The following is a 12,306-nucleotide window of genomic DNA, read 5'->3' as shown; positions in this document are numbered from 1 at the left end:
TGATTTATATCGAGACAAGTGATACAAAACAGGGCGGGCCGTCAAGCCGGTCTGGCGGCAAATTCAGCGCCATGCGCGAATATTCCCGCCGGACGGACTGGCCTCGACCTAGTCGTCAGTCTCCAGCCGCAGCACGATATCCTGATCGTAATTGCCGAAGCCGCGCCCGAAAATATTGATACCGCCCGGGTGCTTGGCATCGGGTTTGACGCCGATCCGCAGGCGGATCGAGTGATGCGTGTCGAGGTCGAGGTCCTTGAGCGAGAACGGCGAGATCTTCACCCCGTCCACATAGGTGCCCGAGCCGTTGATCCGGAAGCTCTTGAGCTTGCCGTACTGGCTACCCTTGAGCTTCCACCAGTCCGGCGTATAGACGCCGCGCTTGTCGCCGAAATCGCCGGGTGATGTCCAGGTGCCGATGTCGCTGCCATTGACCCCGATGGTGATGTCGCTCGGCCAGTCGGCGCTGGTGCCGGGCACTTCCGACGAGAGCTCCATCGAGAACTCCATCGAGGTGATCCGGTGATGCGACAGCCGCGCATTGTTGGGGAACTGGTACTCGACATAGCCGCGCGTGAACCAGATCAGTCCGGCCTTCATGCGGTCGGGATCGAGAAACGTATCGGGCACGTCGAGCAGCCCGATAATGCCGTCGCTCGAGCACAGGCCGCACGGCGCCGACACGTCGCAGCTGGTATAGAGGCCGAGCGGCATCGCCACTTCGATGGTGTTCGATTTCAGCGGCTTGATGTCTTCCTTGAACATCACCAGCACTTCGTCGAACAGCGAATGGCAGATCTTCTGGTTGCCCTTGCGCGCCTTCTGCGTCTCGGTCCGGACCAGCTCGGCTTTCACCAGCACCTGCATGTTCGACGAGATCGTCGATTGCGGCTGTCCGAGCTTGGCGGCAATGTCGTTGACGTTCATCGGCCCTTCGATGTGCAGCAGCTTGAGGATGCCCACCCGCACCTCCGAGGCCAGTGCGCGCAGCACATCGGGTCGTTCTGCCGGGTCCACCAGCAGGAAATTACGGCTCATCGGAAACTTCCAGTTGCCCTCAAAATATGACTGACATGTGTATCAGGATGTCCGTTGCAATCAAACGGACATCCTGAAGTTTATGATATGGGCCTCAGGCTGCCTGGGCCGGGTTGATACGGTCGAGCAGGGCTCGCAGTTCTGCCGGCGGCTTTTGTTCGATGCGGCGATACTCGCTACCATCGATGGTGCGGCGCACCAGCTTGGCCTCATAGAGGGCGCGTCGCAGCAGGGCTGCATCGCCGAAGACGTGCCAGATGTTGAGTTCGGCGCTGATTTCCCGCTCGGTGAACGGGGTATTGGCCGGCAGTCGCGACCACAGCACCCAGAGGCAGAGTTCCGCCTGTCCTGCCCGTGCCGGCCAGCGCAGCATGCGCCCGCTGGCATCGAAATGGCGTGCCACCTTCTCCACCCGGTCAAGGTCGGGCTGCGGTTCGGCCGGACGTTCGCCGGCCGCGAGGGCCCGAAAGTGCTGATAGTTCCGATAGCCGACCGACCGGCAGCAGAGGTTCAGCATCTCGACATGCGTCGGCGGATGGTCGAGGGCGGTCAGCTGCTCGCGCAGCGATTTGGCAAAGGCTGTGAGGTCCGGGACCTGCAGCGGCTGGATCTGTCTGGACATGGCCTATCCTTGTCGGTGCCGGTCTCCTTGCGGAGTGTCGCGGTTGCCGCCTTCGACGCGGCACAGGATAAGTGCGTGTCGGTAGGACATATGCAGGTTTAGCTTCCCTCGCGGGACGGCAACGCCTCGGTGAACTGCAGACCGTGCCGCCAGATAAATCCCCCGGCAGCACGGCTGTCAATACGGCGCTCAGGCGGTGTAAGGCGCCTCGACCAGCTGCGGGACGATGCGCAGCTTGCTCGCCTGCTCATAGTCATAGGCATAGGCGAGCAGGTCCACCTCGCTCCACATCCGCCCCACGAGGATCAGCGCAAACGGACCGCCATTGCCGAACACGCCGGCCGGCACGGTCACGCCGGGCAGACCGGCTATGTTGATCTCCGATACCGTGGTCGCCGGATGTTGCGCATCCTCGAAAATGCCCGGCAGTTCGGCCGCCATCTGCGGAAAGATGAGGACGTCGAGCTTGTTCTCGTCCATCACCGCGTTGAAGAGCTTGAGATAGGCCTCGCGCGCCGCAATGAACGCGCTGAGGTCGGGCGGCAGGGTCGGATCGAGCAGCGACTCGCGCAGCACCGCCGACTGCTTGGGGTGGATACCGAGCAGCCCGTCAGGCGCGAACGGATCTTCTGGCAGCATGGCCTTGAGCGCCATGAACGAGTTGGCCACCGACGTCTTGCCGAGCCGCCGCAGATAGTGCTCGAGATCGAACGCCACCGACTCGAGCCCGCGCGGATCGAACTCGGCATCCTTGGCGGCGAGATCGGAGAATCCGGTCCCCGCGAACGGGTCGGCGACCAGTTCCGCGCCGCACGATTTCACCACCTCGAGCGCCGTATCGTAGAGCCCCTGCGTCTCGGCCGTGATCGGCTTGCTGCGCCAGCCCGTGCCATAGAGACCCACCCGCGCGCCCTTCAGCGCCTGACTGCCCAGCTTGCTGGTGTAGCCACCGTCGGGGATGTGGCCGATGCCGGCAACGGTCTTGGGGTCTTCGGGTGTATAGCCGGCCAATACGTCGAGCAGCAGCGCCGCATCCACCACCGTCCTGGCATGCGGACCGACAACGTCGCGCGTCGAGCCGGCCAGCGGCATGACGCCGGTATTGGGCACCAGCGCAAAGCTCGGCTTCACGCTGACAAGGCTCTGCGCCGCACCCGGGTTCTGGATCGAGCCACCCGTCTCCTCGGCGAGGCCGACAACGGCGAAACTCGCAGCAATGGCCGTCGCCGTGCCGCTCGAACTGGCCCCGGGCGCGATGGCGCGGTTGACCGCGTTGAAGGTCGGGCCGTCCCAGCTGGTATTGGCGCGCGCCCCGTCATGGCTGAAGGCCGGAATATTGGTCTTGCCCAGGATCACGGCGCCCGCCGCCCTGAGCCGCGCCACCACCGGCGCATCGCGCTCGGGCATCAGGTCGAAGCCGCCGGCCGCGCTCGACAGCGGTGCCCAGCCACCGGTCGAGGGCAGGCCGACAAAGTCCATCGCCTCCTTGACCACGACGGGAACCCCGGCCAGCGGTCCGAGCTTTTCTCCGGCCGCCCGGCGCTTGTCCATTCGCCGCGCGTCATCGACCGCCGACGGATTCATGAAGGTGAAGGCATTGTAATAGGGTTCGTAGCGCGAAATGCGCTCGAGAAACGCCAGCGTCAGCGACTCCGAGGTAAAGAGTCCTTCGGCAAAGCCCTTCTGGACATCCTCGATCGTCAGTTCGACGACATCGATAGCGGCGAGCGGCAAGGTCTGGGACACGGCGTTCATGGCAGGCTCCGGGATGGCGCGGGAAAGCTGGTGCGTCCGGGCCGGTGTGACCCGGACGTGGGGGGCCGTCGGCTTCGGGCCGAAGCCAACGGAAGGCTCAGGCGGCGGCCCTGGTGGCCGTCGAGGTCTCGATGAGCTTGAGCAGGTAGGGCGTGTCCATCACGTCGGCGAAGATCGTGTACATGCTGATCAGCGTGCCCAGATGCTCTTCGTCCGACAGCGTGGCGTTGGCATCGCTGAGGAAGATCACCTTGTAGCCCATCTGCAGCGCGTCGCGCGCCGTGCTCTCGCAGCAGCAATTGGTCAGCGTGCCGGTGATGATCAGGGTGTCGATCCCGCGCGCCTTGAGCAGGGCGTCCATATCGCAGGTCTCCGGGATCAGTGCCGAGAACCGGGTCTTGTCGACGATGATGTCGCCGGCCCTGGTCTCGATCTCCGGCGTCACCTCCCAGTCCGGCATGCCGCGCGCCATCTTGGCCTGGCCGTCCAGCTGGCTCGGGCCCAGGGTCTTGAACCAGTGGTCCCAGCTGTGCTTCTCGGCCAGATCGTAGGTGTAGCGCGTGAACACGTTGACGCCGCCGCTGTCGCGCACCGCCTCCGAGATCACATTGATCTGGTCGAAAATCTCTCGCGTGTTGGGCACCTCGATCGGCGCCCCTTCGGCGACAAAGCCGACCTGCATGTCGACGCAGACATGCGCCACCTTGCTCATGTCGAGGCTGTCATAGATGTGGTCCCTGCCACGCACGCCGCGGACTCGGTCGACGATGTGCTTGGGGATGGTGACGTTGTGCATGATCGTATCCTTCTCTGGGGCGAGGTCAGTTGAGGGTGGGGTGGCGGGTGTGCCAGCCGGTGACCGACTGGAAGGCATGACCGGCCTTGAACAGCTGCGCTTCGCCCAGCGGCTGCCCCACCAGCTGGAAGCCCATGGGCAGTCCACGGCCATCAAAGCCGCCGTTCAGCGACAGCGTCGGCTGCCCGGTCATGTCGAACACGGCGGTGTAGCGGACCATGCCCTCGACCGTGTCGGCGCTCAGCGTGCCATCCCAGAAGTCGGCGTCCGCCACCGGGTCGGGGAGCGCCGGGACCAGCAGCATGTCGCAGTCGAGCGTCGCACGCCGAATGGCGCCCGCCAGCTTCAGCCGGTACTGCATGGCCTCGGCCAGCTCGAGCGCGCTGGTCGCGTGCCCCAGATCGAGATAGCCCTTGAGCGCCTCGCCATAGGCATCGCGCTGGCTGGGGAAGGTGGCCTTGTGGGCCGCGGCGCACTCGGCGCAGCAGATCTTCATCCAGGCATCGGCTATGCCCTCGAGAGACGGGAAGCGGATCGGCACCAGCCGTGCACCGAGCGCCACGAAAGTCGCAATCGTCTCGCGCATCATCGCGGCCACAGGCGCTGCGGTCTTGTCGAAGATATAGTCCTCGGCAATGCCGATCCGCAGACCGGCAATCGAGCCGCCCAGCGCCGCCAGATAGTCGGGCACCGGCGCGTCCAGTGATGTGGTGTCGCGCGGGTCGTGTCCGGCAATGACGCCCAGCATGGCAGCTGCGTCGGCGACGCTGCGGGTCATCGGCCCGACATGGTCGAGCGAGTCGGCCAGGGCCCACACGCCGGCACGGCTCACCCGTCCCCATGTCGGCTTGACGCCGGTCAGGCCGTTCGAGGTCGAGGGCAGGCGGATCGAGCCGCCGGTATCCGAACCGAGCGAGCCGTAGCAAAGCCCGGCCGCCGTGGCGACGCCCGACCCCGACGACGAAACGCCCGTCCATGCGCCCTTCAGCCACGGGTTGACCGGGGTCTTGAGCTTCGGGTGATGACCCGACATCGCTCCCTCGGTCAGCGTCAGCTTGCCAAGCAACACCGCGCCGGCCGCCTCCAGCCGGTCGACCACCGTCGCATTGGCGTCGGCCATATAGTCCTTGTTGATGAACATGCCGGCGCTGGTCGGTGCGAAGGTCGTGTTGCAGAGGTCTTTGACCGCAATGGGCACGCCGTGCAGCGGGCCGCGCCACAGACCGGCCGACAACTCGGCCTCGGCCTGTCGCGCACTGGCAAGGGCACGCTCGGGCAGCACCGCCATGAAGCTCTTGAGATCGCCATCAAGGCTGTCGATCCGGTCGAGCAGGGCCTGCGTCACCTCGACCGGGCTGACGGCACCCGACCGGATCAGCGTCGAGACATCGGTCAGGCTCAGATAGTGCAGGGCATCGTCGGCGCTCACCGGAGCGGGGGCTTTTGCGTCCACAGTCATTCCTCGATCGAAATCGTTAGAAATAATCAAATACGAAAATATCTGAATAGCAAGGGACGGCGTGAACTTTCTTCTATTGACGAAAAAATGGGCAGTTTGACCAACCGATCAAAAATGCATCATCTGTTTGACATGCCGGCATGGCCGATGCAGTCTGCCGACTTCAATTTGCCGAGGTAGTTCCGTTGGCAAGCATCGATGCGACCGCGGCGCCCCGAAACGCCGCCGCGCATCGGCTGCGGAACAGGCATGAAAGGACGACGTGATGAAGGTCGGCTTGTTGCACCCAAGGTCCGGCGTGGCCGGCATGTGGGCTCCGTCGATGGACGCCGCGGCGCTCGTCGGCGCCGCCGAGATCAATGCCAATGGCGGCATCCTGGGCGAGCCGATCGAGCTGGTCTTCGGTGACTGCGGTTTTTCGGTCGGCGAGGCGGTCAGCTCCGTCGATACATTGATCGAGGTCGAGGGCGTCGAGGCCATCATCGGCGGGCACCCGAGCAATGCCCGCGATGCAGTGACTCGCCGCGTCGCCAGCCGCGTGCCCTACATTTACACCCCGCAATATGAGGGAATCGCCTGCGGCCCCTCCACAGTGGCCATCGGCAGCACCGACGACGAGCTGCTGTCGCCGGCACTGCATTGGCTGAGGACCGAAAAGAAGGCCGAGCGCTTTTTCTTCGTCGGCAACGACTACATCTGGCCGCGCCTGGCGCTGGGCACAACCAGGCGCATCTTGCAGCGCGAAGGGGCGCAACTGGTTGGCCAGTCCCTGCTGCCCACCACCAGCTACGACTATTCCGCTGTCATCGGCCAGATCGCCCGGAGCGGCGCCCAGGTCGTGGTGCAGGCGCTTGTCGGGCTGTGCTCGGTCGAGTTCAACCGGGCCTTCGCCGCCGCCGGTCTCGACGAGAAGATGCTGCGCTTCGGGCTGATCGTCGACGAGACCGTGATCTGCGGCATCGGCGCGGACGCCTCCACCAATCTCTTCACCGCCGCCAACTACTTTGCCGGCCACCAGTCGCGGTACAACGACCACTTTCTCGAACTCTATCACGACGCGTTCGGCATGCTTGCGCCGCCCGTCTCCGCCTCCAGCATCGGCTACTATGAGGGGCTGCACGTGCTGGCCGGTCTCGCCGAGGAGGTGCAGACGCGCGCCGGCTCCGCTCTCGCCCGCCGGGTGGCCGAGCCGCTGCGCCGCTCCTATGCGCGCTTCCTTGTCGACGAGGGACGAGGCGCCCAGACGCCGACGGTCTATATCGGCCAGGCCGATGGCGTCACGTTGCAGGTGGTGACCGCTCTGACCCACTGACGCCGGTCGGCCTCACCAAAAATAATTGATAATGAAATATTGTCATTCTCCATTCGTGGTGCTATTTCGCATTTGTCACGATGCCGAACGACGGCTCCGGGCGGCATGAGTCATATCCTGGCGGAGCCAACCGCCGGTAACCGGACTTCTCCCCCATAGCCGTCTTGCGCCGTCGCCCTTGGTGGAAACGGCAACTAACAGGATGCGAAGGAGGAGGAAGTGGCTGCGATGCGAATGAAGGACCAGCTGGCCTATATGATCGCCAGCGTGAACCGTCAGCTGGAAAGCGAACTGGAAGAGCGGCTGCGCCCCGGCGGCGTGCCGATCGAACAGTTCCGCATTCTCGAAGTGCTGGATGCCAGCGAACCGTGCGCGATGGGGGAGATCGCCGCGCAGTCGCTCATCGAGCCGCCGACCCTGACCAAGATCGTCGACAAGATGGTGGCCGAGGGCCTCGTCTATCGGGCTCCCGATCCCAATGATCGCCGGCGCGTCCTGATCCTCACCGCGCCGGGCGGCAAGACCCTGTTCAAGCGCCTGCGTGGCGTCTCGACGGCCCAGGAGCAGCGCCTGACCGAACTGCTCGAGTCCGACCGCGCTGCCGAACTGCGCAACCTGCTGCGCGAGCTCATTCAGTAGTCTCGACAGGGGTATTGCACCTCGCACCAGCCTCTGTACCCCTCCCCCTTGAGGGGAGGGCAGGGGTGGGGGTAGTCCAGTCTCCACAGATAGTCCCCGCCCTTCAATCCCTCCCCTTAGGGGGCGGACCGACTGGCGCGTGGCGCACAGATGCCCAAAAAAAAGGCGCCCCGAGGGGCGCCCAGTGTGACCGGTGGAAGTGCAAACCGCCGGGTCGGGAAGTTGAAATCAGAGGCCGGGCGGCCGGTGCGTATGCCAGTCGGTGGCCTGCTGGTAGGCATGCGCCACCTTGAGCAGCAACGCCTCCGAGCCGGGCGCCCCGGCCAGTTGCATGGCAACCGGGCGGCCGTCGTCGGTATAGCCGACCGGCAGCGTCACCGTCGGCGTGCCGGTGGCGTTGAACGGCGAGGTGAACTTGCCGATGATATCGAAGCTCTCGGCGACCTGCGCCCGCACTTCGCTCCAGGTCGGCGTCCCGAGCCGGAATACCGGCATCACGAACACGTCGATGTCGTCGAACATCCGCATCACCGCACCGCGGAATTTCCGCCGCTCGATGATGCCCTTGCCGATATCGACCGGGCTGGCAGCGCGACCCATGTCGATCATGCCGCGGATGGCCGGACCGTACTTGTCGGCCTGCGACGGATAGGTGGCGTCATGATGCGCCGCCGTCTCGGCCATGGTGGCCGCCATGTTCATTTTCAGCAGCTCGTCGATCGACGGGAAAGCCACGGGCTGGGTCAGGGCCCCGATCTCCTCGAGCACCTCGACCGCGTCCTTGATGAAGCCGATGGTCACCGGGTCGGCGTCCGTCGCCATATAGTCCCAGTCGAGCCCGACCTTGACGCCGCGCGCGCCATAGATGCCGTCCAGCTCGTCCAGATAGTTGGGGATCGGTGCCGAAAGCGAGGTGGTGTCGTTCGGATCCCAGCCGGCCAGCGCCTGCAGCATGGCCGCGGCGTCGGCCGCCGAGCGCGCCATCGGTCCCAGATGGTCAAAGGTCGCTGCGAGATCGAAAATGCCATAGCGGCTGATCAGCCCCCAGGTCGGCTTGACGCCGGTCAGCCCGTTGCAGGCCGACGGGAAGCGGATCGAGCCGCCGGTGTCCGAACCGATGGTCGCATAGGCCATGCCGGCCGCCGTCGACACCCCGGAGCCCGAGGACGAGACACCGGTCCAGAGGTCCTTCTTCCACGGGTTTACCGGCTCGGGCAGGTCGGGATGGTGCTCGAGCGTCGCCCCTTCGGTCATGTGCAGCTTGCCCAGCAGAACCGCGCCGGCATCGTTGAGCTTGGTGACCACGGTTGCGTCGTGATCGGGCTTGAAGTCGGCGTAGATCGTCATCCCGCCAGTGGTGGTGACGCCCTTGGTAAAGCACAGATCCTTCACCGCGATCGGGATGCCGTGCATCACACCGCGATAGATCCCCTTCATGATCTCGGCTTCGGCCTTCCTGGCCTGCTCGACGGCCAGATCCGCCGTCACCGTGGTGTAGGCCTTCAGCCCCTGGTCGTAGGTCTCGATGCGCGACAGGATGGCTTCGGTAACCTCGACCGGCGAGACATCTCCGCTCTGGATGTGTTTGGCCACTGTGGTCAGCGGTTGGTAGTGGATGTCATCGAGGGACATGCGGATACTCCGTGTTGCGATTGATCAGGAGGCCAGCGACGGCCGGCGCAGGTGCCAGTCCGTCGCCATCTGGTAGGCATGGGCTGCCTTGAGCAGCCGGGCCTCAGCGAGATGCGGGCCGATCAGCTGCATGGCGAGCGGCAGGCCGATGGCGTTGCTGCCGACAGGGAAGGTGATGGTCGGCACCCCGGCCATGTTGAACGGGCCGCAGTATCGGCCGAAGGTCGGCAGCGACTGGAACAGCGTATCGAGTTCGTCGTAGCGCACCCCGACCCAGGGCATGATCGGCGCCGGGATCACGTCAACCTGCTCGAACACTTCGAGCAGGGCGCCGCGAAAGCGCTCCTTCTCGATATAGGCGCTGGCGATCTCGGTCTGCCGATAGCTGAAGCCGCGCTGGATGGTCTCGCGCAACCGCCCGAAACCCTCCGGATTTGCCCGGTAGTGCGCCTCGTGATAGCGCGCGCACTCGGTCTCCATGATGATCCGTTGCAGCCGCGACACTTCGGCGACCGACGGCATGCTGATCGGCACGATCCTGGCGCCGATCGCTTCCAGCACGCCCACCGCTTCGCCGATAGCCTGCACCAGTTCTGGATCGGTGCCCTCCGAGACATAGCTCCAGTCGATGCCGACCTTCAGGTCGCGCGCGCCAAACACCCCTTCGAGCGCTGCCGAATAATTCGGCACCGGCGCCCGCAGGCTCGTCGGATCCTTGTCGTCGTGGCCGGCAATGACATCGAACACGGCGGCCGCATCTGCCGCCGATCGGCACATCGGTCCGACGGTGTCGAGCGAGTCCGCCAGGGTGAAGACGCCATGGCGGCTGACCCGTCCCCAGGTCGGCTTGAGACCCGTCAGCCCGTTGGTGGCCGATGGAAACCGGATCGATCCCCCGGTGTCCGAGCCGAGGCTGGCAAAACACAGCCCCGCCGCCGTGGCGACGCCCGATCCCGACGACGAGCCGCCCGGCCAGAAGCCTTCGACATAGGGATGCCGCGGCGGCGCCCCGAAAGCCGGGTGGTGCTCGGCCAGCGCGCCTTCATGCAGGGCCAGCCGGCCGAGCAGGATGGCGCCGGCAGCAATCAGCCGCTCGACCACTGTTGCCGTATGATCGGCCACGAAATCCTTGTAGGCACCGGAGCCGAAGGTCGACGCCACGCCTTCGGTGAAGAACAGGTCCTTGATGGCGATCGGCACACCGTGCAGCGGACCGCGATAGCGTCCCGAGCGGATCTCGCTCTCGGCCTGCCGCGCCTGCGCCAGTGCCGACTGCGCTGTGACATTGAGGAAGGCATGCAACTCCGGATCGAGCGCCGCGATCCGCGCCAGCATGGTTTCGGTCAGTGCCACCGGCGACAGGGCGCCGGAGCGAATGCCGCCGGCCACGTCGGTCAGCGCCATATAGGGAAGGTTGCTGGTATCGAGCATTGCTGGTCTCGCTGTTCAGTTCACGGGAGGGCGACGCAGATGCCAATCGGTCGCCATCTGGTAGGCGTGGGCAGCCTTGAACAGACTGGCTTCGCTCAGGTGCGTACCGATCAGTTGCACACCCAGGGGCATGCCCACTTTGGCGAGGCCACAGGGGAAGGTGATGCTCGGCACGCCCGCGAGGTTGTAGGGCGAGGTGAAGCCGAGAAAGCTTTCGAGATCGCCCAGATGCGCATCCATCTCGTCATAGCGTGCGCCCACCATCGGGTAGACCGGCGAGATCAGCGCATCGATACCCTCCAGGGTTCGTGCCAGTTCGCCCTTGAAGCGATCCTGCGTGATGTAGGCCTTTGCCAGCGTCATCGGGTCCTGCGCCAGCCCGCGCTCCATCGCCTTGCCCAGCTGCGGGCCGAACAGCGATTTGTCGGCGGCGTAGACGTCCTTGTGGAAATAGGCGCTTTCGGTGTCGGTGATCACCATCTGCGCGCGGGTGGCGTCGCTGCGGTCCGGCACCTTCACCGGCACGATGACCGCACCGAGTTCGCGGAACGTCGCGATCACTGAAACGATCGCGGCGACTGTCTCGCTGTCGACACCGGTTTCGAGATAAGCCTCGTCCACCCCGATGCGGAAGCCGCGCGCGCCCAGCACGCCGTCCAGCGCGGCCAGATAGTCGGGCACTGGCGCGGTCAGGCTGGTGGGATCCAATGGATCGGCGCCGGCAAAGGCTGCCAGCATCGCCGCTGCGTCGGCCGCGTCGCGCGTCATCGGTCCGATGGTGTCGAGCGAGTCGGCGAGCGCGAACACACCGGCGCGACTGGTGCGTCCCCAGGTGACCTTCAGGCCGGTGACGCCGCAGGCTGCCGAGGGAAAGCGGATGGAGCCGCCGGTATCGGTTCCCAGGCTGCCGTAGCAGAGGCCCGCCGCCGTAGCCGCGCCGGACCCCGATGACGAACCACCCGGCCAGTAGTCGGCGTTCCATGGGTTGTTGCAGCGCGGCAGCGCCGGATGGTGTTCACCGAACGCACCCTCATGCAGGTGCAGCCGGCCCAGGATGACAGCGCCGGACATCTTCAGCCGGTGCACGATCGTCGCGTCCGCGTCGGCGACGAAATCCTTGTAGGCCAGTGAGCCGAACGTCGATGGCACGCCCTTGGTGTGGAACAGGTCCTTGATGGCAATCGGCACGCCGTGCAGCGGGCCGCGATGCCGCCCGGCGGCGATCTCGACCCGCGCTGTCTCTGCATCTTCAAGCGCCGCCTCGGCGGTCACCGACAGGTAGGAATGCAGCGCCGGATCCACCTTGGCGATCCGCTCCAGCAGCTGTTCCGTGACCGTCACCGGCGAGATGTCGCCGTTGGCAATCAGGGCCGAAACATCAAGCAGCGAAGCGTAGTGGAGGTCGGTGGTATCAGGGGACTTTTTGAGCATCAGGCGGCCTTCGTTGTCTTGTGAGAACCCGCCCGCCGTGCCCCGGCGGCGGCAGCCGATTCATCGGCGCCGCCGGGCATCGTCGCGCTGAGCTGTGCGTCCTTGGCGACCAGCGGCCGGAAGCCCGGGGCGATGCCGTCGGCGGCAGGGTGGGGTGATGGCATGTCGGCTCCTTTGATAGCTCCTCCTAT

The 12,306-nt window shown here is 65.3% G+C and carries 11 protein-coding genes; 2 read left to right on the top strand and 9 right to left on the bottom strand.

From position 1 onward, the window contains the following. Positions 1-108: 108 nt before the first annotated feature. From AC0L4C_RS01625 to AC0L4C_RS01605, 5 genes are all read right to left on the bottom strand, one after another. On the bottom strand, positions 109-1,038 hold the full coding sequence (locus tag AC0L4C_RS01625; protein ID WP_473401776.1) for an ArsR/SmtB family transcription factor: 930 nt from the start codon (positions 1,036-1,038) through the stop codon (positions 109-111). A 94-nt stretch (positions 1,039-1,132) separates the two neighbouring features. Beyond that, a complete protein-coding gene (locus AC0L4C_RS01620) occupies positions 1,133-1,660 on the bottom strand; it encodes a DUF2087 domain-containing protein (protein WP_473401775.1) in 528 nt (175 codons plus the stop codon). Between the two features lie 189 nt (positions 1,661-1,849). Next, on the bottom strand, positions 1,850-3,415 hold the full coding sequence (locus AC0L4C_RS01615; protein ID WP_473401774.1) for an amidase: 1,566 nt from the start codon (positions 3,413-3,415) through the stop codon (positions 1,850-1,852). 97 nt (positions 3,416-3,512) lie between these two features. After that, positions 3,513-4,211, bottom strand: coding sequence for a cysteine hydrolase family protein (locus tag AC0L4C_RS01610; RefSeq protein WP_473401773.1), 699 nt, complete (start codon positions 4,209-4,211; stop codon positions 3,513-3,515). A gap of 25 nt (positions 4,212-4,236) precedes the next feature. Then, positions 4,237-5,664 (bottom strand): amidase, encoded by a 1,428-nt coding sequence (locus AC0L4C_RS01605; protein WP_473401772.1) that lies wholly within the window; start codon positions 5,662-5,664, stop codon positions 4,237-4,239. A gap of 271 nt (positions 5,665-5,935) precedes the next feature. Here AC0L4C_RS01605 and AC0L4C_RS01600 point away from each other — a divergent pair, with 271 nt between their 5' ends. Then, positions 5,936-6,982: a substrate-binding domain-containing protein gene (locus AC0L4C_RS01600; protein WP_473401771.1), complete on the top strand. Its 1,047-nt coding sequence runs from the start codon at positions 5,936-5,938 to the stop codon at positions 6,980-6,982. Positions 6,983-7,210: 228 nt separating this feature from the next. Next, a complete protein-coding gene (locus AC0L4C_RS01595) occupies positions 7,211-7,621 on the top strand; it encodes a MarR family winged helix-turn-helix transcriptional regulator (RefSeq protein WP_473403583.1) in 411 nt (136 codons plus the stop codon). Positions 7,622-7,849: 228 nt separating this feature from the next. On the opposite strand, the gene AC0L4C_RS01590 is transcribed toward AC0L4C_RS01595, so the two are convergent. Genes AC0L4C_RS01590 through AC0L4C_RS01575 form a run of 4 tightly spaced genes read right to left on the bottom strand, consistent with a single transcriptional unit; the run spans position 7,850 to position 12,279 of the window. Beyond that, complete coding sequence (locus tag AC0L4C_RS01590; protein ID WP_473401770.1) at positions 7,850-9,253, bottom strand: amidase; 1,404 nt, start codon at positions 9,251-9,253, stop codon at positions 7,850-7,852. A 24-nt stretch (positions 9,254-9,277) separates the two neighbouring features. Beyond that, entirely contained in the window at positions 9,278-10,684 is a 1,407-nt protein-coding gene (locus tag AC0L4C_RS01585; protein WP_473401769.1) for an amidase, read from the bottom strand. Between the two features lie 15 nt (positions 10,685-10,699). Continuing rightward, positions 10,700-12,115 carry an amidase gene (locus AC0L4C_RS01580; protein ID WP_473401768.1) on the bottom strand — a complete coding sequence of 472 codons (1,416 nt, stop codon included), beginning with the start codon at positions 12,113-12,115 and terminating at the stop codon, positions 10,700-10,702. Beyond that, on the bottom strand, positions 12,115-12,279 hold the full coding sequence (locus AC0L4C_RS01575; protein WP_473401767.1) for a hypothetical protein: 165 nt from the start codon (positions 12,277-12,279) through the stop codon (positions 12,115-12,117). The genes AC0L4C_RS01580 and AC0L4C_RS01575 overlap by 1 nt, the downstream gene beginning before the upstream one ends. Positions 12,280-12,306 lie beyond the last annotated feature (27 nt).

The organism is Devosia sp. J20-27 (assembly GCF_055808595.1).
Note: the sequence above shows the minus strand (reverse complement) of the source record. Positions and strands in the feature narration are given on the sequence as shown.

Bases quoted from the DNA above. Each gene is read 5' to 3' on its own strand.
- AC0L4C_RS01580 (WP_473401768.1), bottom strand. From the start codon at position 12,115: ATGCTCAAAAAGTCCCCTGATACCACCGACCTCCACTACGCTTCGCTG.
- AC0L4C_RS01615 (WP_473401774.1), bottom strand. From the start codon at position 3,415: ATGAACGCCGTGTCCCAGACCTTGCCGCTCGCCGCTATCGATGTCGTC.
- AC0L4C_RS01600 (WP_473401771.1), top strand. From the start codon at position 5,936: ATGAAGGTCGGCTTGTTGCACCCAAGGTCCGGCGTGGCCGGCATGTGG.
- AC0L4C_RS01585 (WP_473401769.1), bottom strand. From the start codon at position 10,684: ATGCTCGATACCAGCAACCTTCCCTATATGGCGCTGACCGACGTGGCC.
- AC0L4C_RS01620 (WP_473401775.1), bottom strand. From the start codon at position 1,660: ATGTCCAGACAGATCCAGCCGCTGCAGGTCCCGGACCTCACAGCCTTT.
- AC0L4C_RS01590 (WP_473401770.1), bottom strand. From the start codon at position 9,253: ATGTCCCTCGATGACATCCACTACCAACCGCTGACCACAGTGGCCAAA.
- AC0L4C_RS01575 (WP_473401767.1), bottom strand. From the start codon at position 12,279: ATGCCATCACCCCACCCTGCCGCCGACGGCATCGCCCCGGGCTTCCGG.
- AC0L4C_RS01610 (WP_473401773.1), bottom strand. From the start codon at position 4,211: ATGCACAACGTCACCATCCCCAAGCACATCGTCGACCGAGTCCGCGGC.
- AC0L4C_RS01625 (WP_473401776.1), bottom strand. From the start codon at position 1,038: ATGAGCCGTAATTTCCTGCTGGTGGACCCGGCAGAACGACCCGATGTG.
- AC0L4C_RS01595 (WP_473403583.1), top strand. From the start codon at position 7,211: ATGCGAATGAAGGACCAGCTGGCCTATATGATCGCCAGCGTGAACCGT.